This window comes from Janibacter terrae NBRC 107853, from assembly GCF_001591405.1.
GTDB classification, from domain to species: domain Bacteria; phylum Actinomycetota; class Actinomycetes; order Actinomycetales; family Dermatophilaceae; genus Janibacter; species Janibacter terrae.
This window is the reverse complement of sequence record NZ_BCUV01000006.1, coordinates 52,093-72,012: the sequence shown is the minus strand read 5'-3', so window position 1 is coordinate 72,012 and position 19,920 is coordinate 52,093. Positions and strand designations below refer to the sequence as shown.

Here is a 19,920-nt window from a genome sequence, read left to right as displayed (position 1 = left end):
GGAGACCCTCATGGGATTCGAGTACGGCAAGTTCGTCAGCTCCGGCCTGGGCAAGCAGATGGCCAACACCCTCGGCCTGCCGCGGCCGACGACCCTGCGCCGCCACAAGGCCGGTGCCCCGCTCATCAACGGAGCGGTGCTCCTCGCCGGGCACGGTGAGGCCCCTGTCGCCGGGCTGCTCACCGAGGTCCTCTCGGCCGACGGCGTGCAGATCGCGACCTCCCCGTCGACCTCGGTCGCCGGTGTCGTCGTCGACATGACGCAGGCGAGGACCCCGGCCGACCTGGAGACCCTCCGCGGGATCCTCGCCCCGGCCCTGAAGACCCTCGCCCCCACGGGCCGGGTCATCGTCCTCGGTCGTCCGGTCGCGGACACCGACGACGTCGCCGAGGCCGCGGCCCGCCGCGCCCTCGAGGGCATCGTGCGCTCCGTCGGCAAGGAGATGCGCGCGGGTGGCACGGCCAACCTCGTGTGCATCGCGGAGGGCGCCGACGCCGACGCCGAGGCCACCATCCGCTTCTTCCTCTCCGGCCGCTCGGCCTACGTCTCGGGGCAGGTGGTGACCGTCGGCACGCCCGTCGGCGAGGTCGTCGCGCCCGCGAGCTGGGACGCCCCGCTCGAGGGCAAGGTCGCGGTCGTCACGGGTGCCGCGCGCGGCATCGGTGCGGCCATCGCCGAGGTCCTCGCCCGTGACGGCGCCACCGTCGTGTGCGTCGACATCCCGGCCGCCGGAGGACCCCTGGCCGACGTCGCCAACAAGCTCGGCGGGTCGGCCCTGCAGGTCGACGTCACCGCGGAGGACGCCGGCGCCAAGATCGTCGACCACGCGACCTCGCTCCACGGGGGCTTCGACATCGTCGTCCACAACGCCGGCATCACCCGCGACAAGCTGCTCGTCAACACCGACGCGGACCGGTGGGGCTCGGTGCTCAACGTCAACCTGCTGTCGATCCTCAGGATGAACGAGGTCCTCGTGCCCGCCATCAACGAGGGTGGCCACATCGTCAACGTCGCCTCGATCGCCGGTATCGCGGGCAACCGTGGCCAGGCCAACTACGGGGCCAGCAAGGCCGGCGTCATCGGCATGACCTCGAGCCTGGCCAAGGACCGGCAGGTCCTCGCCAAGGGGCTCACGGTCAATGCCGTCGCCCCCGGCTTCATCGAGACCGAGATGACCGCCAAGATCCCGCTCGCCACCCGCGAGATCGGCCGCCTGACCAACTCCCTCTCCCAGGGTGGTCTGCCGATCGACGTCGCCGAGACGATCGGCTGGTTCGCCTGGGACAGCAACCGTGCCGTCACGGGCAACACGGTCCGCGTCTGCGGCCAGATGATGCTGGGCGCCTGATGGCCGTCACGACCGTCACGAGCGTCCCGGCGCTCGGTCCGATCTACGCCCGCGCCGCGCTCCCGGGCAGGCGCACCGGCACGGAGCTCCCGGACCGGGTGCTGCGCCTCGAGGGGCACGCCGTCGACCGCGGCGACCTGCTCGAGTACCAGCGCATCTGCGGGTTCAACAACAGCGACGTGCTGCCGCACACCTACCCGCACGTCGTCGGGTTCCCGCTCCAGATGCAGCTCATGGCCGCGAAGGGGTTCCCGCTCCCGCTCATGGGTCTGGTGCACGTCGAGAACGTCATCACGGTCCACCGGGGGATCCGCTTCGACGAGCCGCTCGACATCACGGTCTCCGCGGAGCACCTGCGGGCCCACCCCCAGGGCAAGTCCGTCGACCTCGTCACCGAGGTGGACATCGCCGGTGAGCGCGTGTGGGAGGGTCGCTCGACCTACCTCGCCCGCGGTCGCGGCGACGCCGACGCCGAGCGCGGCGAACAACCGCCGGCGATCCCCACGGGTCAGGCCGTCGCGAGGTGGAGCCTGCCGAGCGACCTCGGTCGCACGTACGGCCTCGCCTCGGGCGACATCAACCCGATCCACATGAGCGCCGTCACGGCCAGGGTGATGGGCTTCCCGCGGGCCATCGCCCACGGCATGTGGACGTACGCCCGCGTGCTGGCGGCGATCGGTCCCGTCACGAGCGGGACCAGCACCAGCCACGTGTGGTTCAAGAAGCCGGTGCTGCTGCCCGGCAAGGTGGACTTCTTGATCGACAAGGGCGGCGACCAGGTGGTGGCTGGTCTGCGCAGCTCGCGCAGCCCGGAGACCGAGCACCTCGTGCTCACCCTGATCTGAGTCAAGGGTCGACCGTTCGCGTCATGGACGTGGCGGCCGTCACACCCCGGTGCCATGCTCGAGCCATGGCACACGGAGACATCACGCACATCGACATCCCGGTCACGGACCTGTCGGCGGCCACGAGCTTCTACAGCGGCCTGTTCGGCTGGCAGATCGCCGAGGTCCCCGGCTACGAGGGGTACCCCATGTGGCAGGCGCCCAACAAGATCAGCGGTGGCGGCCTCGCGCCACGCGGTGAGGGGTTCGAGCACCCTCGCTCCTACGTCGAGGTCGACTCGATCGACGAGGTCCTGGCCAAGGCCAAGGCCACTGGTGGCACCGTCCTGATGGAGAAGTCGCCGATCAGCGAGACGAGCTGGTTCGCCGTGCTGGGCGACCCCGACGGCAACCCCATCGGGATCTACGAGGGCATGACCGAGACCGGCTGACCGACCGCGACGTCGCCGGCGACGAGCACCTCGGCGTCGACGCCGAAGGGTAGCTCGCCCGTCGGGCGCGGCTGGTCCACGAGCGCGGCGAGATGGCGGGTGTCCATGACGCCTGTCGCCGGGTTGATGTCGATGACCCGGCAGCGGGGGATGCGCGCGCGCACCCGCAGCGTGGCGTCCCCGAGCCGCAGCACCGTGCCCGGCGCGGGGTCCTCGTCCGCGCGCAGGGTCAGGGTGGCGCGGAACCTGGCGTCCTCGGTCTCGCCGAGCCGGGCCAGGGCGCCCGTGGTGACGATGCTGACCGGCGCGCCGTAGACGACGGCGCCGGGGTCGACGAGCGCCAGCCGGACCCGGCGACCCAGGTGCGCGCCGAGCTGCGCGGCGTGCGGGGAGTCCAGCAGGCGCAGGGTGGCCTCCCGTCCCCAGTAGTCGGCGACGAGCTCCTCGCCGGTGGCGGCGGGCGGAGCGCTCACCTCGCACCCGTCGGGGGTGCGGGTCGTGAGCGTCGTGCCGTCCCACTGCGCGTCCACGAGCAGCATCCCGGGGTTCTCGACGGTACGCAGCACGCGTGCCTCTGCGTCGTCGACCAGGCACAGCGCGCGATCGCCGACGGGCCCGTCGCGCTCGAGGCGCACCCGCCGCAGGTCGCGGTGGCGGGCGCCCTTGAGCGGGGTCAGGCCGATCCGGGAGATGAGCACCCGGCCAGTCAACCAGTCGGCTGCTCGACGCATTGCCCTAGGGGAATGCAGAGTCAGGGGCTCGGGTCAGGGGGCGACGGAGCGAAGGGCGGTGCCCACCCGGTCGAAGGGTCCGGTGAGGTCGTGCTCGATGGCCATCCGGCTCATCGCGACCGGGTCGACGATGTCCGGCGGCAGGTGCAGGTCGAGGTCCCCGACCGGCACGTCGTGCGCGACCCGGACGACGAGCGGGGCCACGTCGAGGTAGGCGGCCGCCTCCTCGAGGCGGGCGCGGCGTGGCCCGCACTGCCGTCGACAAGGTGATGTGGAGCGTCGTCGCGGCCGACCGGCTGGACTGACCTCCCCTTCGCGTGCCTGGACCCGCATTGCCCTAGGGGAATGCAGATCTGAACCCGCATTGCCCTAGGGGAATGCAGACCTGAACCCGCGCTGCCAGGCTCAGGCGACGAACGAGTCGTACTCCCGGTCCCCGCGGAAGGGCATCAGGTGCTGGGCGAGTACGCCGCGGGGCACCGTCTCGAGCGTGAGCACCCCGTACTCCTGTGGCCAGCTGCCGTCGCGCGGGAGCCTGAAGCTGCCCATCAGCATGTCGACGACTGGCAGGTGGATCGCGTAGTTGCGGTCCCAGTAGTCGACGTGCCGGGCATGGTGCCAGTGGTGATAGCGGGGGAGCACCACGAGGTACTCGAGCCACCCGAGGCGCACCCCGATGTTGGCGTGGGCCACGACCGCCTGGAGCCCGACGATGATCACGTAGGCGTTGACCGCGGGCGTCGAGAAGCCCAGGACCATGAGCGGCAGCAGCACGATGCTGCGGGTGAGGACCGTCTCGGCGAGGTGGACACGTGACCCGGCCAGCCAGTCGAGGTCCCTGCTGGAGTGGTGCACCGCGTGGAACCTCCACAGCGTCCTGGTGCGGTGGTAGGTCCGGTGCAGGACGGCCTGGGCCAGATCGGCGACGAAGACGGCGACCAGGACCTGCACCCACAAGGGGAGGTCGACGACGCGTGACTGGACCCGGTCGATCGCGATGGCCGAGGCCACGGTCGTCGTGGACGCCGTCACGACGATGAGGATGAGCTGCACGAGCACGTGGCTGAGGAAGAAGTAGCAGACGTCCGTCCGCCAGCCGGTGCGCAGCACAGGGTGCCTGCGGTGAGCCAGGTAGTGCTCGAGGGGGATGAACACGAGTGCCGAGAAGACCAGCGAGAGGATGAACCAGTCGACGCCCAGCGAGTACGGGGTCGCCTCGATCGGGTCCATCGGCACGTCCGGGCCGCCGAGCAGGAGCGCCACCCCCGCCGCCACGAGGCCGACGATCGCGAGGCGGCGGTGCTGGCCGGCCAGCACCGCCAGCGTGCCGACGACGAAGGTGGAGACGAGACCGAGGAGCAGCAGGCCGCGGGCGAAGTGCGAGGTGTACACGGTCCGGAACTCCTGGCTGGTGAGCAGCTCGGGGAAGTGGAAGCACAGGACGGCGAGCAGGCTGAGCGCGCCGAACCCGCAGGCGGTGTGGGGCAGGAGGCGTCGATCCGTGGCGAGCATGCCCCGACCCTAGGTTCGCGGGGCAGCGCGGACCTGAGACGTCGTACTCAACGGATGTGGCGAAACGGCGTTGGGGTGGCCCTCACCGCGGGGATAGAGTTCGACGGGTGCCCGGCCGGGCACCGCGAACCGTCCCCCAGGAGCTCCACGTGTCTGCCCAGATCACCATCAACGTCGCCGGAGACGAGCGATCGGTGGACCCGGGCACCACCACGGCGGACCTCTTCGAGGGAGACCGCGCCGTGCTGGTCGCGCGGGTCAACGGCGAGCTGCGGGACCTCGCGCACGAGGTCGCCGAGGGTGACGTCGTCGAGCCGGTGACGGCCGCGGAGCAGGACGGTCTCGACGTCCTGCGCCACTCCACGGCCCATGTCCTCGCCCAGGCCGTCCAGCAGATCAACCCCACGGCCAAGCTCGGTATCGGCCCGCCGATCCGGGACGGCTTCTACTACGACTTCGACGTCGAGGAGCCCTTCACCCCTGAGGACCTCAAGGCCCTCGACAAGGCGATGCAACGGATCATCAACGAGGGCCAGACCTTCGTGCGCCGGGAGATCAGCGACGACGACGCACTCGTGGAGCTGGCCGACGAGCCGTACAAGTGCGAGCTCATCGGGCTCAAGGGCGGCGCCTCCGAGGAGGCCGCGGAGGGCGCGTCCGTCGAGGTCGGCGGTGCGCAGCTGACGATCTACGACAACGTCCGCCGCGACGGCACCCGGGCCTGGGGGGACCTGTGCCGCGGCCCGCACGTGCCGAGCACCAAGGTCATCGGCAACGCCTACAAGATCATGCGCAGCGCCGCGGCCTACTGGCGCGGCAGCGAGAAGAACCCGCAGCTGCAGCGCGTCTACGGGACGGCGTGGCCGAGCAAGGACGAGCTCAAGGCCTACCTCGACCGTCTCGCCGAGGCCGAGAAGCGGGACCACCGCAAGCTCGGTCGTGAGCTCGACCTGTACTCCTTCCCCGACGAGATCGGCTCCGGTCTGCCCGTCTTCCACCCGAAGGGTGGCGTCATCAAGCGCGAGATGGAGGACTACGTCCGCGCGCGGCACATCGAGGAGGGCTTCGAGTACGTCGGGACGCCGCACATCGCCAAGGAGGGGCTCTTCCACACCTCCGGGCACCTGCCCTACTACGGCGAGGGGATGTTCCCCGCCCTCGACGTCGACGGCATGGACTACCGCCTCAAGGCCATGAACTGCCCGATGCACAACCTCATCTACCGCTCCAGGCAGCGCTCCTACCGTGAGCTGCCGTTGCGCCTGTTCGAGTTCGGCCACGTCTACCGACACGAGAAGTCCGGGGTCATCCACGGTCTGACCCGGGTGCGCGGCTTCGCCCAGGACGACAGCCACTCCTATGTCACCAAGGAGCAGGCGCCCGACGAGATCCGCCACCTGCTCGACTTCGTCCTCGGGCTGCTGCGCGACTTCGGGCTCGACGACTTCTACCTCGAGCTGTCCACCCGCGACGAGGAGGGCGACAAGAGCGCCAAGTTCATCGGCTCCGACGAGGACTGGGCGGAGGCGACCAGGGTCCTGGAGGAGGTCTGCACCGAGACCGGTCTCGAGCTCGTGCCGGACCCGGGCGGCGCCGCCTACTACGGTCCCAAGGTCTCCGTGCAGGCCCGGGACGCCATCGGTCGCACCTGGCAGATGAGCACGATCCAGTACGACTTCAACCAGCCCTCGCCCGACCGGTTCGCGCTGGAGTACCAGGCCGCGAACGGCTCGCGCCAGCAGCCGGTGATGATCCACTCGGCGAAGTTCGGCTCGATCGAGCGGTTCATCGGCGTGCTCGTGGAGCACTATGCCGGCGCCTTCCCCGTGTGGCTCAGCCCCGTCCAGGTCCTCGGCGTCCCGGTCGCGGAGGAGTACAACGACTACCTGTGGGAGGTGCTCCAGCGGATGCGGGCGAAGGGGATCCGCGTCGAGCTCGACGAGAGCGACGACCGCTTCCCCAAGAAGATCCGCAACGCCAGCAAGTCCAAGGTGCCGTTCACCCTCATCGCCGGCGAGGAGGACCGCAGCAACGGCGCGGTCTCCTTCCGCTACCGCGACGGGTCCCAGGAGAACGGGCTGCCGATCGAGACCGCCATCGAGCGCGTGCTCGAGGCGATCTCGACCAAGGCCCAGGTCATCGGTGCGCCGAGCCTGGTCAACCCGGGACCGTCGGCGGGGACCGACCCGGCCTGACCCCCGCCCGACCCCGGTAGGTTGCGGTCATGGACACGCGGATCCGGCCCGTCGAGCGGGACGACGCCTTCGCCCTCGCGGCGCTGCGGGTGCAGCAGGACCGGGAGCGCGGGCACGCCCCGCGCGACGGGTTCCTGCTGGCCTACGCCGACGCCTTCCTCGCCGACTTCGCGTCGTACCGCGGGTGGATCGCCGAGCAGGGCGACGGCCGCCCGGTCGGCTGCGTGCTCGCGCTGCGCGTGCGCAAGCTGCCGACGCTCGGCCTGCCCGGGCGCCCGGAGTGGTGGTACGTCCAGCAGGTCTACGTCTCGGCGGACCTGCGGCGAAGGGGGGTGGCCACCCGTCTCGTGCACGCGGTCCAGGAGGCCGCCGCGGCCGAGCGGGTGCGCTGGGTGCGCCTCAACGCGAGCGACGCGGGCCGTCCGTTCTTCGACGCGATGGGCTTCACGGCGCCGCGGGACCGGCTGCGTGAGTGGCTCCCTTCGTCGTGACAGGATCGGGGACATGACCCACTCCCACGACCGACCGCTCGAGGACGAGCGCTCCTTCGCGGGGGTGCCGGACGGCTTCGACCGGCTGTGGACGCCGCACCGCATGGCCTACGTGACCGGGGAGCGGCCGAGCGACGAGGCCGGTGACGGCTGCCCCTTCTGCGCTGCGCCCGACAAGGACGACGCCGAGGGGCTCGTCGTGCACCGCGGCGAGACCTGCTTCGTCGTGATGAACCTCTTCCCGTACAACGCCGGTCACGTGCTCGTCTGCCCCTACCGCCACGTCTCGCTCTACGTCGACCTCACCGACGAGGAGACGGCGGAGTTCACCGCGCTGACCAAGACCGCGATCCGGGTCCTGCAGACGACGTCCAGCCCGCACGGCTTCAACCTCGGCATGAACCAGGGCGCGGTCGCCGGTGCCGGCGTCGCGGCCCACCTGCACCAGCACGTCATCCCCCGCTGGGGCGGCGACATGAACTTCCTGCCGATCATCGCCCAGACGAAGGCGCTGCCGATCCTGCTCGAGGACGCGCGCGCCGCTCTCGTCGACGCGTGGCCCACGGACTGATCCGCTCCAGCGGCGCGAAGGCGGTCAGGCACACCACGAGCGGCAGGAAGTGGATGTGCAGCAGGTAGAGCGTCATGACGTGGAATCCGACGAAGAGTCCCACGCCGAGCGCGAGGAACCGGCCACGCAGCCACATCAGGAGCGGTGAGGCGAGCTCCAGCCCGAGCAGCGCCCACTGGCTGGCGTGGACGAGCCACGGGTAGCCGGCCATCCACTGCGCCAACCAGTTGCCGCGACGGCTGAAGGCCCACACGAAGGTCGCGCCGTTGGCCCAGCCCCACCCGCCGAAACGGAACTTCGCGAGCGCCGAGAGGAAGTAGACCGAGACCGCGCCCGCCTGGATCATCCGGACCGCCCAGCCGGCTGCCCGGCTCGTCACGTCGACCTCGGCCGTCGACGCGCGCCCCACGGTCGGCAGGACGAAGAGCGCGACCATGAGCGCGAAGTGGTCGTGGTCGACCTTGCTGTAGGAGAAGGCGTTGGACACCCAGTCGAGCATCCCGAAGGCGCAGACCCATCCGGCCAGGCGCGGCGCGCGACCCGTCATCGCCACGAGGGCGGCGACGAGGACCACCACCCTCAGAGCCTCGACGTACAGCGGCGTCGGTGCCGGCAGGTGCAGCAGCTCGCGCACGACGAGCGGCCGGTAGAGGTCGGCCGGCACGTCGCCGTGGGGGATGGGGTCCGTGACGTTGACGAGCACGTCGAAGACGACGAAGGCGTAGACGAACCGACGCAGCCACGCGACCCGGGCGAGCGGGACCTGCGGCATGAGCTGGTCCCACAGCCAGCGGCTCACAACCCCTGCTCCGGGTCCTGCGGGGAGCGGACCCGCCAGCGGGCGAGCAGCTCGTCGGTCTCCGTGCGCTCGGCCCCGAGCACGATGCGCCGGGTGCGCACCTCGACGAGTGCCCAGCGCGGCTCGTCGGGGCGGCGGCGCTGGTGGAGGACGGCGACGGCCTGCAGCTTCGACGGGTCGGCGACGATCGAGCCGAGCTGGCCCTCGATCTCGCTGCGCTCGATGCCGAGGGCCTCGCGGCTCAGCTCGACGCGGACCCGATCACCGTCCGTGGTCTCGGCGACCATGTACGGGGAGTCGATGACACCCCCTTCGTCGTCCACCGAGAAGGCGTACTGCGACATCGGGGCCATCGGCCACCACTGGTCGTCGCCGACGAGCGTCCCCGCGGCCACACCCCCGAGCACGAGGCCCCCGACGACGAGGCGCCACATCTGGGACGCCGGGGTCAGGTGCACCCGTTCACCCAACCGGAGTCGTTCGCCTTGGGCAAGCCCCACGCCGGTTACGCTGTCTCCCGAGATGCTCAATCGATACGCACGCGCCGCCGTCACCCGGATCCTGACCCCGGTGGCGAGACTGCTCATCCGCCTGGGCATCAGCCCCGACGTCGTGACCATCGTGGGCACGATCGGTGTCTGCCTCGGCGCCCTCGTCTTCTTCCCCCGCGGGGAGCTGCTCGTCGGCGTCCTCGTCATCACCGCCTTCGTCTTCTCCGACACCATCGACGGCGTCATGGCCCGCCTGCAGGGCCGCACGAGCAAGTGGGGGGCCTTCCTCGACTCGACGCTCGACCGCATCGGTGACGCGGCGATCTTCTCCGGCCTGGCGATCTGGTTCTTCCAGGGCGGCGACGACCGTGTCATGGCCTGGCTGGCGCTGGCCTGCCTCGTCCTCGGCAGCGTCGTCTCCTACGCCCGGGCACGCGCCGAGGGCCTCGGCATGACCGCCAGCGTCGGGATCGCCGAGCGCGCCGACCGGCTCGTCGCCGCACTCGTGACGACCGGTCTCGTCGGCCTCGGCCTGCCGGAGATCGTGCTCAAGGTCGTGCTCGCGGTGCTCGCCGTCGCCAGCGTCGTCACGATCCTCCAACGGGTGCTCTTCGTCCGCCAGCAGTGCATCGCCGCAGAGTCCGCCGACTCCACACCCGCGTCCTCGTGACCCGGCTGCGTCGACGGGTCACGGTCTGGGCCTTCCTCCTGGCGTGGCGGGTCCTGCGGGTCCTGCCGACGGGCGTGGCCTACCGGGTCTTCGACCTCGCCGCCGACCGCACGTACGCCGGCAACGGCACGTCGGTGCAGCGGCTGCGCGCCAACTACGCACGGGTGCGCCCTGAGCTGACCCCCGAGCAGCTCGAGGAGCTCGTGGCGAAGGGGGTCCGGGCCGCCCTGCGCTACTACGTCGAGGCTTTCCGCCTCCCCGCGGTCCGCGGGGACCGCGTCGACTCGATCGTCAGGTACGAGGGCGCGATGCCCGAGCTGAAGTCGCACCTGCTCGCCGGCCGCCCCGTCCTGTGCTTCCTCGGCCACACCGGCAACTGGGACCTCGCCGGCGTGTGGTGCGCCCGCCACCTCGGGACCGTCGTCACCGTCGCCGAGCGCCTGGAGCCGGAGGAGATGTTCCGCGCCTTCCTCGACTACCGCGAGGGCCTGGGCATGGTGATCCACCCGGCGGAGCGAGGCACCTTCGCCAAGCTGCGCGCCCAGCTCGAGACGGGGGACCCGGTCGTCATGCCGTTGCTGGCCGACCGTGACCTGTCCTCGAGCGGCATCGAGGTCGACCTGTGCGGGCACCGCGCCCGGGTGGCCGCCGGCCCCGCCGCGCTGGCGGTCGAGAGCGGCTACCCGCTCTACCCCGTGACGCTGCGCCACGAGCGCGTCGGCCGCACCTGGGGCATGGTCGTGACGATCCACGAGGCCGTCGACGTCCCTCCGCCCGGCGACCCGGGTGCCGTGGCCCGCGCGACCCAGGCCTGCGCCGACGCCTTCGGGCGGGCGATCACGGAGCACACGCAGGACTGGCACATGATGCAGCGCGTCTTCGTCGAGGATCTCGACCCCGCGCGCCCGGCCGCCCGCGAGGAGGCCGCATGAGGATCGGGCTCGTCAGCCCCTACTCCTTCGATGTGCCGGGTGGGGTGCAGTTCCACATCCGGGACCTCGCCGAGTACCTCATCGCCCACGGCCACCACGCGTCCGTCCTGGCGCCCGCCGACGAGGGGACGGTCCTCCCTTCGTACGTCGTGCCCGCGGGCCGGGCGGTGCCGATCCGCTACAACGGCTCGACCGCCCGGCTGCTCTTCGGCCCGGTGGCGGCCGCCCGCGTCGGCCGGTGGCTCGACGAGGGCGACTTCGACGTCGTGCACATCCACGAGCCGCTCGCCCCGAGCCTGTCGATTCTCGCGCTGTGGGCCGCCACGAGCCCGGTCGTCGCGACCTTCCACACGTCCAACGTCCGCTCGCGCGTCATGCAGGCGGCGTACCCGCTGCTGCGCCCGTCGCTGGAGAAGATCCACGGTCGGATCGCCGTCTCGGAGGACGCCCGCCGGACGGTGACGACCCACATCGGTGGCGACGCGGTCGTCATCCCCAACGGTGTCGACACCCGGGCCTTCGCGCAGGCCACCCGCGACCCGCGGTGGACCGGTGCTCCCGGCCGCCCGACCCTCGTCTTCCTCGGCCGGATCGACGAGCCGCGCAAGGGCCTGCAGGTCCTCGCGGCCGCGATGCCGGCGATCCTCGACGAGGTGCCCGGCGCACGGCTGCTCGTCGTCGGCCCGGGGTCCCTCGACGCGGCCAGGGCGCGGCTGACCGAGCGGGTGCTCGCCGCGACGGAGTTCCTCGGGGCGCTCTCCGACGAGGACAAGGCGGCCGCCCTCGCCTCGGCCGACCTCTACATCGCGCCGCACACCGGGGGCGAGAGCTTCGGGATCGTCCTCGTCGAGGCGATGGCTGCCGGGGCGCCCGTGCTCGCCAGCGACCTCGCCGCCTTCCAGCGGGTCCTCGACGGTGGCCGCTCGGGGATGGCCGGGGCCACCTTCGCCAACGAGCGCCCCGAGGACCTCGCCGCCCGCGCGGTCGAGCTGCTCCGCGACCCGGCGCGCCTGCGGGCACTGTCCGAGCTCGGGCAGGAGCGGGCGCGGGTCTTCGACTGGCAGGTCGTCGCCAAGGAGATCCTGGCCGTCTACGAGACGGTCCTCGACGCACGTCCCGCGCCGCGAGCCGTCACCCGCCTGCGGCCGGGGCTCGGCGGTGACCGCGCATGACCGCGCTCAGCTGGGTCGCCGTCGTCGTCTGCGTGCTCCTCGTGCTCGCCTGGTACCTCTCCTACAGCGCCGCGCGCCTCGACCGGCTGCACGCCAAGGTCGAGGGGGCCCTGTCCGCGCTCGACGCCCACGTGGTGCGTCGCGCCGAGGCGAGCCTCGAGCTGGCCAACAGCGGGGCGCTCGACCCGGCGAGCGGCTTCCTGCTCGCGGCCGCCGCGAGCCAGTCGCTGGAGCTGGTCAACGAGCGCACCTTCGAGTCCGACCTCCTCGAGGGCCAGCACTTCGCGGGCCGCGAGAGCGTCGAGAGCGAGCTGACCGAGATCCTCCACGCGGCCCTCCCGCCGGAGGTCACCCGCGAGATCCGGGCGAAGGGGGATCCCGGCGCGGCCACGCTCGAGCGGGTCCGCGAGGCGAGCCTGCGCGTGCAGCTCGCTCGCCGCTTCCACAACGAGGCGGTCAAGGAGGTCCAACGGGTGCGCACCAAGCGCGTCGTGGGCCTCTTCCGGCTCGCCGGCCACGCCGACCTGCCGCAGACCGTGGAGTTCGACGACACCCTGCCGGGGGAGTGACCCCCACCGCTCCCCAGCCGGCCGGTGACGGGGCATGATCGACCCATGACTCCGGCGGACCTGACCCTCGTCGCCCCCATCAACGAGCTGCTGACGCTCTCCGGACTGCCGCGCATCGGGCTGGGGCACCTCCTGGGTGCCCAGCTCGTCGTGCTGCTCGGGGACCAGGCGCTGAGCGCGGTGCCTGCCGCCAGGCGCCGTCGGCGGCGCCGACGCCGTGGCGGAGGTGGGTTCGGCTTCCTCCTGCTGCTGTGCTGCCTCCTGCCGCTCGCGGCCCTCGCGGTCGTGGCCTACCTCGTCTGGAACCGCCGTCGTGGCGGTGGCGGTGGCGGTGGCGGAGGGACGCCTCCCTTCGGGGGCGGGTCGGGACACCAGCCGCCCCCGTCGACCGGGACGCAGCTGCCGCCGCCCGCGCCGGGTGCGCCGGGGACGCCCCCGCCGCCCCCGAGCGGTCCGGGGCACCCACTGCCGTAGGCGCTCAGCCGCTCTCGTGGACGGCAGCGACGATGTCCGTGGCCAGCGTCGCCGCGTCCTCGTCGTCGAGGTCGTGCACGGTGAGGCGCAGGTGGCGCGAGGGCTCGTCGGTCTCCTCGAGACGGAAGTCGTCACCGGTGCGCACCAGCCAGCCCCGCCGGGTCAGCCGCTCGGCGACCTCGCGAGCGGCGACGGGCAGGCCGACCCACAGGCTCATCCCGTCGCCGGCCGCCGTCGCCAGACCCCGCTCGGTGAGCAGCGCTGCGAAGGCGGCATTGCGCTGCGCGTAGTGCGAGCTCGCGCGGTCGATGAGGGCCAGGGCGGCCTCGTCCGTCATGACCGAGTGGGTGATGCGTTGCAGCAGGTGGCTGACCCACGTGGTGCCGGGGCTGAGGCGCATCTCCAGCCGTGAGGCCGTGTCGGCGTCGCACGCCGTCACGGCGAGGCACATGTCCGGTCCGGCGAACTTCGAGACCGAGCGCACGAGCGCCCAGCGCTGGTGCTCCGGCCCGATGATCGAGTGGAAGGGCCGGCGGGACAGGTAGGAGAAGTAGTCGTCCTGCACGACGAGGACGTAGGGATGCGCGGCCAGCACGGCCCGCAGGGCCTCGGCGCGGCGGGCGCTCAGCGACGCGCCGGTCGGGTTCTGGGCCCGGGGCGTGCACACCACCGCCCGCGCCCCCTGCTCCAGGGCGCGGCGCAGTCCGTCGACGGTCATCCCCTCCGCGTCGACGGGGACGGGAACGGCGCGGTAGCCCCCGAGCTGGGCGAGGTGGATGCTCGCGAGGAAGCAGGGGTCCTCGAGCGCGACCGTGTCGTCGCGCAGGAGTGCCTGGGCGAGGAGCCGCTCGACGGCGTCGACCGCACCGCTGGTGAGCGTGAGGCGCAGCTCGTCGGCGTCCGCCGGCACGTCCGGCGCCATCCACTCGCGGGCCCAGGCCAGCAGGTCGCGGTCGATCGTCGGTTCGCCGTAGAGCACGTGCCGTCCGGCAGCGGCCGCCAGGGCCGGACCGAGGTCGGGGATCAGGCGGGGGTCTGGGTTGCCGGTCCCGACGTCGCGCAGGGAGCCCGCGGCCGCGAAGCCCTCCTGCGGCACCCGGGAGCGCCGGGCGACGCGGGTGCCGGCACGGCCCTGGGAGACGACGACACCCGAGCGGGCGAGCACGCGGTAGGCGGCCACTGCCGTGTTGCGGTTGACGCCGAGCTGCTCGGCCAGGGCACGCACCGGCGGGAGGACCTCGCCGGGGGAGAGGTGGCCGCGCTCGACGAGACCCCGCACGCTGTCGGCGATCTCGGCGGCCGTGCCACCCGTGATCAGTGCTGCCTCGGTACCCACGCCCGCAGTCTAGGTGTGGTTCCCACGCCGCGGACGGTCAAGCCTGGTTTGACCTGTGCCGTGCTAGTTTCTGGCCTAGATCAAACAATCGGCCTGCGTGCCGGGCCACGGACGAGGGAGAAGACCATGGGCGACGAGACGACCGAGACCGGGACCGCGCGGGTCAAGCGCGGCATGGCCGAGATGCTCAAGGGCGGCGTCATCATGGACGTCGTCACCCCGGACCAGGCGAAGATCGCCGAGGACGCGGGCGCGGTCGCCGTGATGGCCCTCGAGCGTGTCCCGGCCGACATCCGTGCCCAGGGTGGGGTCTCGCGGATGAGCGACCCGGACATGATCGACGGGATCATCGAGGCCGTCTCGATCCCGGTCATGGCCAAGGCGCGCATCGGGCACTTCGTCGAGGCGCAGGTCCTGCAGGCCCTCGGCGTCGACTACATCGACGAGTCCGAGGTGCTCACCCCGGCCGACTACGCCAACCACATCGACAAGTGGAACTTCACCGTCCCCTTCGTCTGTGGTGCGACCAACCTCGGGGAGGCGCTGCGGCGTATCACCGAGGGCGCGGCGATGATCCGCTCCAAGGGTGAGGCCGGCACCGGCGACGTCTCCAACGCCACCACGCACATGCGCCAGATCCGCCAGCAGATCCGCCATCTCCAGGGTCTGCCCGAGGACGAGCTCTACGTCGCAGCCAAGGAGCTGCAGGCGCCGTACGAGCTCGTCAAGGAGGTCGCGACCGCGGGCAAGCTGCCGGTCGTGCTCTTCACCGCTGGTGGGATCGCGACCCCGGCCGACGCCGCGATGATGATGCAGCTCGGCGCCGAGGGCGTCTTCGTCGGCTCCGGCATCTTCAAGTCCGGCAACCCGGCGCAGCGCGCCGAGGCGATCGTCAAGGCGACGACCTTCCACGACGACCCCGACACCCTGGCCAAGGTCTCCCGCGGCCTCGGCGAGGCGATGGTCGGCATCAACGTCGACGAGATCCCGCAGCCGCACCGCCTCGCCGAGCGCGGTTGGTGACGACGGGCCGAGCGACGACGCCGGCCGGGACGTGCTGTCCCGGCCGGCGTCGGCGTCCGCCCTGCGTCGCGGGCATCAGGCGAAGGTGCCCCCGCCGGGCGTGTCGCTCCCCGTGGTGGGGCGGTGGACATCGCCCTCGCCCATCGTGCCCGTGCCCGGGGTCGGGCTCGTCGTGGTGCCCGAGGAGTCGCCCCCCGTGTGCTCCTTGACCTTCGACGTGACCTTCTCCTCGGCCTTGTGACCCAGGCCGACGGCAGCCTCCTGGGCCTGACCGGCCTTGCGCTGCACCTTCGGGTCACGCCAGACGCGCTTGGCCTGCGTGCTCAGCTTGTCGTACTGCTCGCGGCCGGCTCGGGTACCGAGCACATAGCCCACGGCTCCTGCGGCCAGCATCGTGATCTTGCCCATGACGTCCTCCAGAGGGGTTGGTGTGGGGTGGTGCGCCCTGTCGCTACCCGACGGCACCGACCTCAAACGGTTACATTCCGCCCATGACAGACCGCACCCGTCCCGTCATCGGCGTCCTGGCCGTCCAGGGCGACGTCCGGGAGCACCTGGCCGCGCTGGAGGGTGCCGGCGCGCAGGCCGTCGCGGTCCGCCGCCCCGAGGAGCTGGCGAGCGTGGACGCGCTCGTCCTGCCCGGCGGCGAGTCGACCACCATCGACAAGCTGACCCGCATCTTCGACCTGCGCGACCCCCTTCGCTCCCGCATCGCGGAGGGGATGCCGGTCTACGGCAGCTGCGCCGGGATGATCCTGCTCGCCGATCGCATCCTGGACGGGCACCGGGACCAGCAGACCCTTGGGGGCATCGACATCACGGTGCGGCGCAATGCCTTCGGGCGTCAGGTGGACTCCTACGAGACCGACCTCGACGTCGTCGGCGTCGACGGCGGTCCGGTGCGTGCGGTGTTCATCCGCGCCCCGTGGGTGGAGGAGGCCGGGCCGGGAGTGGAGGTGCTCGCGTCCGTCGAGGCGAAGGGGGAGACCCACCCCGTCGTCGTCCGGCAGGGCCGTCTGCTCGCCACGAGCTTCCACCCCGAGGTCACCGGTGACCACCGCGTGCACCGTCTCTTCGTCCAGATGGTGCACGGCTCCGCGTAGGATCGATCCTCGGACCACCTGCCAGCCAGTACGAGGAGACCAACGTGTCCGGCCACTCCAAATGGGCAACCACGAAGCACAAGAAGGCGGCGATCGACGCCAAGCGCGGCAAGCTCTTCGCCAAGCTCATCAAGAACATCGAGGTGGCCGCCCGCACGGGCGGTGGTGACCTCTCCGGCAACCCCACGCTCTACGACGCGGTCCAGAAGGCGAAGAAGAGCTCGGTCCCCAACGACAACATCGACCGCGCGGTCAAGCGCGGCTCCGGGGCCGAGGCCGGCGGCGCCGACTGGGAGAACATCACCTACGAGGGATACGCACCGGGCGGGGTCGCGATCCTCATCGAGTGCCTCACCGACAACAAGAACCGCGCCGCGACCGAGGTGCGGACCGCGCTGTCCCGCAACGGCGGCAACCTCGCCGACCCCAACTCCGTCGCCTACCTCTTCAACCGCAAGGGCGTCGTCATGGTGCCCAAGACGGAGAAGAGCGAGGACGACCTGCTCGAGATCGTGCTCGAGGCAGGCGCCGAGGAGATCAACGACTTCGGCGAGTCCTGGCAGATCGTCTCGGAGGCGACCGACTTCGTCGCGGTGCGCACCGCGCTGCAGGAGGCCGGCGTCGACTACGACTCCGCCGAGGCCTCCTTCCTGCCGAGCATGCAGGTGCCCCTCGACAAGGAGGGCGCGAAGAAGATGATGCGCGTCATCGACGCCCTCGAGGACAGCGACGACGTGCAGGACGTGTACACCAACGGTGACGTGTCCGACGAGGTCCTCGCCGAGCTCGAGGCCGAAGCCGAGTGACCCCGGCGTGTCGACGGCGCCGCCTGCGCCGTCGACACGTAGTCTCGAGTAGAACAGGTGTTCTAGTCGACGACAGGAGGGTGCACGTGCGCGTGCTTGCCGTGGACCCCGGCCTCACCCGGTGCGGCCTCGGCGTGGTCGAAGGTGAGGCCCGGGCCCTGCGCATGGTGGCCGTGGGCGTCGTGCGCACCTCCAGCGACCGCGACACCGGGGACCGGCTCGCGTACGTCCAGGACGAGCTCGATGCCTGGCTGGACCGCTTCGACCCGGACGCGATCGCGCTCGAGCGGGTCTACGCCGCCGACCACGTGCCGACCGTCATGACCACCGCCCAGGTGAGCGGGCTCGTGCTCCTCGCCGGTGCCCGCCGCGGCCTGCCGGTGGCGCTGCACACCCCGACCGAGGTCAAGGCCGCCGTCACCGGCTCCGGGCGGGCCGACAAGAGCCAGGTGACCTCGATGGTCACGCGCATCCTGTCGCTGCCCGAGGCCCCGACCCCGGCCGACGCCGCCGACGCGCTCGCCCTGGCGATCTGCCACCAGTGGCGCGGGGCCGGCTCGGCCCGCCGCGAGCTCGCGGCGGCCAGCGAGCGGGCACGGCTGCGGGCGGTGGCCGGCCCGTGATCGCCTCCGTCACCGGCACCGCCCGGCACGTCGGGCTCGACCGGGTCGTCGTCGACGTCCACGGCGTCGGCCTGCTCGTGCACACCCCGCCGTCGGTCGCCGCCGGCTGCCGCACCGGAGCCCCGGTCGAGCTCGCGACGACCATGGTCGTGCGCGAGGACTCGATGACCCTCTACGGCTTCGCGACCGTGGGGGAGCGGGACACCTTCGAGCTGGCGCAGACGGTGAGCGGGGTCGGGCCGCGCGTCGCGCTGGCGATCCTGTCCGTGCTCAGCCCCGACGACCTCGCCGCGGCCGTGGCCGGCGACGACATCGCGACCCTGACCAAGGTGCCCGGCATCGGCAAGAAGGGCGCCGAGCGCATCGCCCTCGAGCTGCGCGACAAGCTCCCGCAGGTGCCCGGCGGCGGGGCCGGCCCCGGGGCGAGCGCCCCCGTCGGCTCCTGGCAGGACCAGGTGGCCGAGGCCCTCGTCGGCCTGGGCTACTCGGCGAAGCAGTCCGCCGACGCCGTGGCCAGGGTGGCCGACGACCACGCCGGAGGCGATGTCTCCAGCGCGCTGCGCGCGGCCCTGCAGGTGCTCGCCCGATGAGCGGCTTCAGCTCCGAGATCAAGGTGGCCGACGAGGACCCGCGGCAGGGCGACGGCTCCTTCGACGCGACCGCCCGCATCGTCGACGCCGGCGGGACCGACGAGGACACGACCGTCGAGGCGGCCCTGCGCCCGAGACGGCTCTCCGAGTTCCCCGGCCAGCCCAAGGTGCGAGACCAGCTCGGCCTCGTCCTCGAGGCCGCGCGTCGGCGGGGGTCCCCGCCGGACCACGTGCTGCTGTCCGGCCCGCCGGGGCTCGGCAAGACGACCCTGGCGATGATCGTCGCCGCCGAGCTCGAGCAGCCGATCAGGGTCACCTCGGGCCCGGCGATCCAGCACGCGGGCGACCTGGCCTCGGTGCTGTCCTCGCTCGCGGAGGGCGAGGTGCTGTTCCTCGACGAGATCCACCGCATGTCCCGGCCGGCCGAGGAGATGCTCTACCTCGCCATGGAGGACTTCCGCGTCGACGTCATCGTCGGCAAGGGGCCCGGGGCGACGGCCATCCCGCTCGAGCTGCCCCCCTTCACCGTGGTCGGCGCCACCACGCGTGCCGGGCTGCTGCCCGCGCCGCTGCGCGACCGCTTCGGCTTCACCGGCCACCTCGACTTCTACGAGGTCGCCGACCTCGAGCGGATCCTCGCCCGCAGCGCGCGCCTGCTCGGCGTCGTCGCCGACGAGGACTCGCTCGCCGAGATCGCCACCCGGTCGCGGGGCACGCCACGCATCGCCAACCGGCTGCTGCGTCGGGTGCGCGACTGGGCGCAGGTCCACGGCAGCGGTCAGGTCGACCTCGACGCGGCCCGGGCTGCCCTCACGCTCTTCGACGTCGACGCCGCCGGGCTCGACCGGCTCGACCGGGCCGTGCTGGACGCGCTCTGCCGACGCTTCGGCGGGGGACCGGTCGGTCTGTCGACGCTCTCGGTCGCGGTCGGCGAGGAGACCGACACCGTCGAGACCGTCGCCGAGCCCTACCTCGTGCGACAGGGGTACATCGTGCGCAGCCCCCGCGGGCGCATCGCGACCGCGACGGCGTGGGAGCACCTGGGCCTCACCGCACCGGCGGGCGAGCAGGCCCCCCTTCGCCTCGACGACGGGCCGGAGACCGGGCGGCTGGGCTGATCCCGAACCGGAACCGGACGGGGTCGCGTGTCCGTTGGTGAGGGCAACGGCCCTGACCTAGACTCGGCCACTGGCTCGGGCCTCCCCGAG

General features: G+C 72.1%; 24 protein-coding genes. 17 read left to right on the top strand and 7 right to left on the bottom strand.

Annotated elements, in window-relative coordinates; translation table 11 throughout:
* Positions 1 to 10 precede the first annotated feature (10 nt).
* The 3 genes from JT1_RS05645 (at position 11) to JT1_RS05635 (ending at position 2,624) form a co-directional block, all read left to right on the top strand.
* Entirely contained in the window at positions 11 to 1,348 is a 1,338-nt protein-coding gene (locus JT1_RS05645) for a 3-oxoacyl-ACP reductase (RefSeq protein WP_068324481.1), read from the top strand.
* Positions 1,348 to 2,193 (top strand): MaoC/PaaZ C-terminal domain-containing protein, encoded by an 846-nt coding sequence (locus JT1_RS05640; RefSeq protein ID WP_068324478.1) that lies wholly within the window; start codon positions 1,348 to 1,350, stop codon positions 2,191 to 2,193. Before JT1_RS05645 ends, JT1_RS05640 begins: the two co-directional genes overlap by 1 nt.
* Positions 2,194 to 2,258: 65 nt before the next feature.
* Positions 2,259 to 2,624 (top strand): VOC family protein, encoded by a 366-nt coding sequence (locus JT1_RS05635; RefSeq protein WP_068324474.1) that lies wholly within the window; start codon positions 2,259 to 2,261, stop codon positions 2,622 to 2,624.
* On the opposite strand, the gene JT1_RS05630 is transcribed toward JT1_RS05635, so the two are convergent.
* The 3 genes from JT1_RS05630 to JT1_RS05625 form a co-directional block, all read right to left on the bottom strand.
* Complete coding sequence (locus JT1_RS05630) at positions 2,597 to 3,355, bottom strand: MOSC domain-containing protein (protein ID WP_082807496.1); 759 nt, start codon at positions 3,353 to 3,355, stop codon at positions 2,597 to 2,599. The two genes, JT1_RS05635 and JT1_RS05630, sit on opposite strands and share 28 nt — an antisense overlap.
* Before the next feature lie 33 nt (positions 3,356 to 3,388).
* Positions 3,389 to 3,688, bottom strand: a complete 300-nt coding sequence (locus JT1_RS17725) for a hypothetical protein (protein ID WP_174522856.1) — start codon at positions 3,686 to 3,688, stop codon at positions 3,389 to 3,391.
* Between the two features lie 72 nt (positions 3,689 to 3,760).
* A complete protein-coding gene (locus JT1_RS05625; protein WP_068324468.1) occupies positions 3,761 to 4,867 on the bottom strand; it encodes a sterol desaturase family protein in 1,107 nt (368 codons plus the stop codon).
* Between the two features lie 149 nt (positions 4,868 to 5,016).
* On the opposite strand from JT1_RS05625, the gene thrS reads away from it, so the two are divergent.
* Genes thrS through JT1_RS05610 form a run of 3 tightly spaced genes read left to right on the top strand, consistent with a single transcriptional unit; the run spans position 5,017 to position 8,124 of the window.
* Positions 5,017 to 7,062, top strand: a complete 2,046-nt coding sequence (gene thrS, locus JT1_RS05620; protein ID WP_068324465.1) for a threonine--tRNA ligase — start codon at positions 5,017 to 5,019, stop codon at positions 7,060 to 7,062.
* Between the two features lie 29 nt (positions 7,063 to 7,091).
* A complete protein-coding gene (locus JT1_RS05615; RefSeq protein ID WP_068324462.1) occupies positions 7,092 to 7,553 on the top strand; it encodes a GNAT family N-acetyltransferase in 462 nt (153 codons plus the stop codon).
* A 13-nt stretch (positions 7,554 to 7,566) separates the two neighbouring features.
* Positions 7,567 to 8,124, top strand: a complete 558-nt coding sequence (locus JT1_RS05610) for an HIT family protein (RefSeq protein WP_068324459.1) — start codon at positions 7,567 to 7,569, stop codon at positions 8,122 to 8,124.
* Here JT1_RS05610 and JT1_RS05605 read toward each other — a convergent pair.
* Complete coding sequence (locus JT1_RS05605; protein WP_174522855.1) at positions 8,045 to 8,923, bottom strand: HTTM domain-containing protein; 879 nt, start codon at positions 8,921 to 8,923, stop codon at positions 8,045 to 8,047. The two genes, JT1_RS05610 and JT1_RS05605, sit on opposite strands and share 80 nt — an antisense overlap.
* Positions 8,920 to 9,381 carry a hypothetical protein gene (locus JT1_RS05600; protein WP_068324456.1) on the bottom strand — a complete coding sequence of 154 codons (462 nt, stop codon included), beginning with the start codon at positions 9,379 to 9,381 and terminating at the stop codon, positions 8,920 to 8,922. The genes JT1_RS05605 and JT1_RS05600 overlap by 4 nt, the downstream gene beginning before the upstream one ends.
* 64 nt (positions 9,382 to 9,445) lie before the next feature.
* Here JT1_RS05600 and pgsA point away from each other — a divergent pair, with 64 nt between their 5' ends.
* From pgsA to JT1_RS05575, 5 genes are read left to right on the top strand one after another with little or no spacing between them, the layout of a single operon-like run.
* Positions 9,446 to 10,084 carry a phosphatidylinositol phosphate synthase gene (pgsA, locus tag JT1_RS05595; protein ID WP_068324453.1) on the top strand — a complete coding sequence of 213 codons (639 nt, stop codon included), beginning with the start codon at positions 9,446 to 9,448 and terminating at the stop codon, positions 10,082 to 10,084.
* Positions 10,081 to 11,016, top strand: coding sequence for a phosphatidylinositol mannoside acyltransferase (locus JT1_RS05590; RefSeq protein WP_068324450.1), 936 nt, complete (start codon positions 10,081 to 10,083; stop codon positions 11,014 to 11,016). The genes pgsA and JT1_RS05590 overlap by 4 nt, the downstream gene beginning before the upstream one ends.
* Positions 11,013 to 12,188, top strand: a complete 1,176-nt coding sequence (locus JT1_RS05585; RefSeq protein ID WP_068324447.1) for a glycosyltransferase family 4 protein — start codon at positions 11,013 to 11,015, stop codon at positions 12,186 to 12,188. The genes JT1_RS05590 and JT1_RS05585 overlap by 4 nt, the downstream gene beginning before the upstream one ends.
* Positions 12,185 to 12,757, top strand: a complete 573-nt coding sequence (locus tag JT1_RS05580; RefSeq protein WP_068324444.1) for a hypothetical protein — start codon at positions 12,185 to 12,187, stop codon at positions 12,755 to 12,757. Before JT1_RS05585 ends, JT1_RS05580 begins: the two co-directional genes overlap by 4 nt.
* A 45-nt stretch (positions 12,758 to 12,802) precedes the next feature.
* Positions 12,803 to 13,231, top strand: coding sequence for a hypothetical protein (locus JT1_RS05575; RefSeq protein WP_068324441.1), 429 nt, complete (start codon positions 12,803 to 12,805; stop codon positions 13,229 to 13,231).
* 4 nt (positions 13,232 to 13,235) lie between these two features.
* Here JT1_RS05575 and JT1_RS05570 read toward each other — a convergent pair whose 3' ends face one another.
* Entirely contained in the window at positions 13,236 to 14,567 is a 1,332-nt protein-coding gene (locus tag JT1_RS05570; RefSeq protein ID WP_068324438.1) for an aminotransferase class I/II-fold pyridoxal phosphate-dependent enzyme, read from the bottom strand.
* Between the two features lie 126 nt (positions 14,568 to 14,693).
* Here JT1_RS05570 and pdxS point away from each other — a divergent pair, with 126 nt between their 5' ends.
* Positions 14,694 to 15,590, top strand: coding sequence for a pyridoxal 5'-phosphate synthase lyase subunit PdxS (gene pdxS, locus JT1_RS05565; protein WP_068324435.1), 897 nt, complete (start codon positions 14,694 to 14,696; stop codon positions 15,588 to 15,590).
* Between the two features lie 75 nt (positions 15,591 to 15,665).
* Here pdxS and JT1_RS05560 read toward each other — a convergent pair whose 3' ends face one another.
* Positions 15,666 to 15,998 carry a hypothetical protein gene (locus tag JT1_RS05560; protein ID WP_068324432.1) on the bottom strand — a complete coding sequence of 111 codons (333 nt, stop codon included), beginning with the start codon at positions 15,996 to 15,998 and terminating at the stop codon, positions 15,666 to 15,668.
* Positions 15,999 to 16,081: 83 nt separating this feature from the next.
* On the opposite strand from JT1_RS05560, the gene pdxT reads away from it, so the two are divergent.
* The 5 genes from pdxT to ruvB all read left to right on the top strand — a co-directional run bounded on the left by pdxT (position 16,082) and on the right by ruvB (position 19,830).
* The gene (gene pdxT, locus JT1_RS05555; protein ID WP_068324429.1) at positions 16,082 to 16,693 is read left to right on the top strand and encodes a pyridoxal 5'-phosphate synthase glutaminase subunit PdxT; all 612 of its coding nucleotides are present in this window, start codon (positions 16,082 to 16,084) and stop codon (positions 16,691 to 16,693) included.
* 44 nt (positions 16,694 to 16,737) lie between these two features.
* Positions 16,738 to 17,499, top strand: coding sequence for a YebC/PmpR family DNA-binding transcriptional regulator (locus JT1_RS05550; RefSeq protein WP_068324426.1), 762 nt, complete (start codon positions 16,738 to 16,740; stop codon positions 17,497 to 17,499).
* Positions 17,500 to 17,591: 92 nt separating this feature from the next.
* Positions 17,592 to 18,122, top strand: coding sequence for a crossover junction endodeoxyribonuclease RuvC (gene ruvC / locus JT1_RS05545; protein ID WP_439645743.1), 531 nt, complete (start codon positions 17,592 to 17,594; stop codon positions 18,120 to 18,122).
* On the top strand, positions 18,119 to 18,712 hold the full coding sequence (gene ruvA, locus JT1_RS05540) for a Holliday junction branch migration protein RuvA (RefSeq protein ID WP_068324423.1): 594 nt from the start codon (positions 18,119 to 18,121) through the stop codon (positions 18,710 to 18,712). Before ruvC ends, ruvA begins: the two co-directional genes overlap by 4 nt.
* The gene (gene ruvB / locus JT1_RS05535) at positions 18,709 to 19,830 is read left to right on the top strand and encodes a Holliday junction branch migration DNA helicase RuvB (protein WP_068324420.1); all 1,122 of its coding nucleotides are present in this window, start codon (positions 18,709 to 18,711) and stop codon (positions 19,828 to 19,830) included. The genes ruvA and ruvB overlap by 4 nt, the downstream gene beginning before the upstream one ends.
* The last annotated feature ends 90 nt before the right edge of the window (positions 19,831 to 19,920 follow it).

Coding starts and splice junctions, on each gene's coding strand:
- JT1_RS05645 (WP_068324481.1), top strand. CDS start 11: ATGGGATTCGAGTACGGCAAGTTCGTCAGCTCCGGCCTGGGCAAGCAG.
- JT1_RS05640 (WP_068324478.1), top strand. CDS start 1,348: ATGGCCGTCACGACCGTCACGAGCGTCCCGGCGCTCGGTCCGATCTAC.
- JT1_RS05635 (WP_068324474.1), top strand. CDS start 2,259: ATGGCACACGGAGACATCACGCACATCGACATCCCGGTCACGGACCTG.
- JT1_RS05630 (WP_082807496.1), bottom strand. CDS start 3,355: ATGCGTCGAGCAGCCGACTGGTTGACTGGCCGGGTGCTCATCTCCCGG.
- JT1_RS17725 (WP_174522856.1), bottom strand. CDS start 3,688: ATGCGGGTCCAGGCACGCGAAGGGGAGGTCAGTCCAGCCGGTCGGCCG.
- JT1_RS05625 (WP_068324468.1), bottom strand. CDS start 4,867: ATGCTCGCCACGGATCGACGCCTCCTGCCCCACACCGCCTGCGGGTTC.
- JT1_RS05615 (WP_068324462.1), top strand. CDS start 7,092: ATGGACACGCGGATCCGGCCCGTCGAGCGGGACGACGCCTTCGCCCTC.
- JT1_RS05610 (WP_068324459.1), top strand. CDS start 7,567: ATGACCCACTCCCACGACCGACCGCTCGAGGACGAGCGCTCCTTCGCG.
- pgsA (WP_068324453.1), top strand. CDS start 9,446: ATGCTCAATCGATACGCACGCGCCGCCGTCACCCGGATCCTGACCCCG.
- JT1_RS05585 (WP_068324447.1), top strand. CDS start 11,013: ATGAGGATCGGGCTCGTCAGCCCCTACTCCTTCGATGTGCCGGGTGGG.
- JT1_RS05580 (WP_068324444.1), top strand. CDS start 12,185: ATGACCGCGCTCAGCTGGGTCGCCGTCGTCGTCTGCGTGCTCCTCGTG.
- JT1_RS05575 (WP_068324441.1), top strand. CDS start 12,803: ATGACTCCGGCGGACCTGACCCTCGTCGCCCCCATCAACGAGCTGCTG.
- pdxS (WP_068324435.1), top strand. CDS start 14,694: ATGGGCGACGAGACGACCGAGACCGGGACCGCGCGGGTCAAGCGCGGC.
- JT1_RS05560 (WP_068324432.1), bottom strand. CDS start 15,998: ATGGGCAAGATCACGATGCTGGCCGCAGGAGCCGTGGGCTATGTGCTC.
- pdxT (WP_068324429.1), top strand. CDS start 16,082: ATGACAGACCGCACCCGTCCCGTCATCGGCGTCCTGGCCGTCCAGGGC.
- ruvB (WP_068324420.1), top strand. CDS start 18,709: ATGAGCGGCTTCAGCTCCGAGATCAAGGTGGCCGACGAGGACCCGCGG.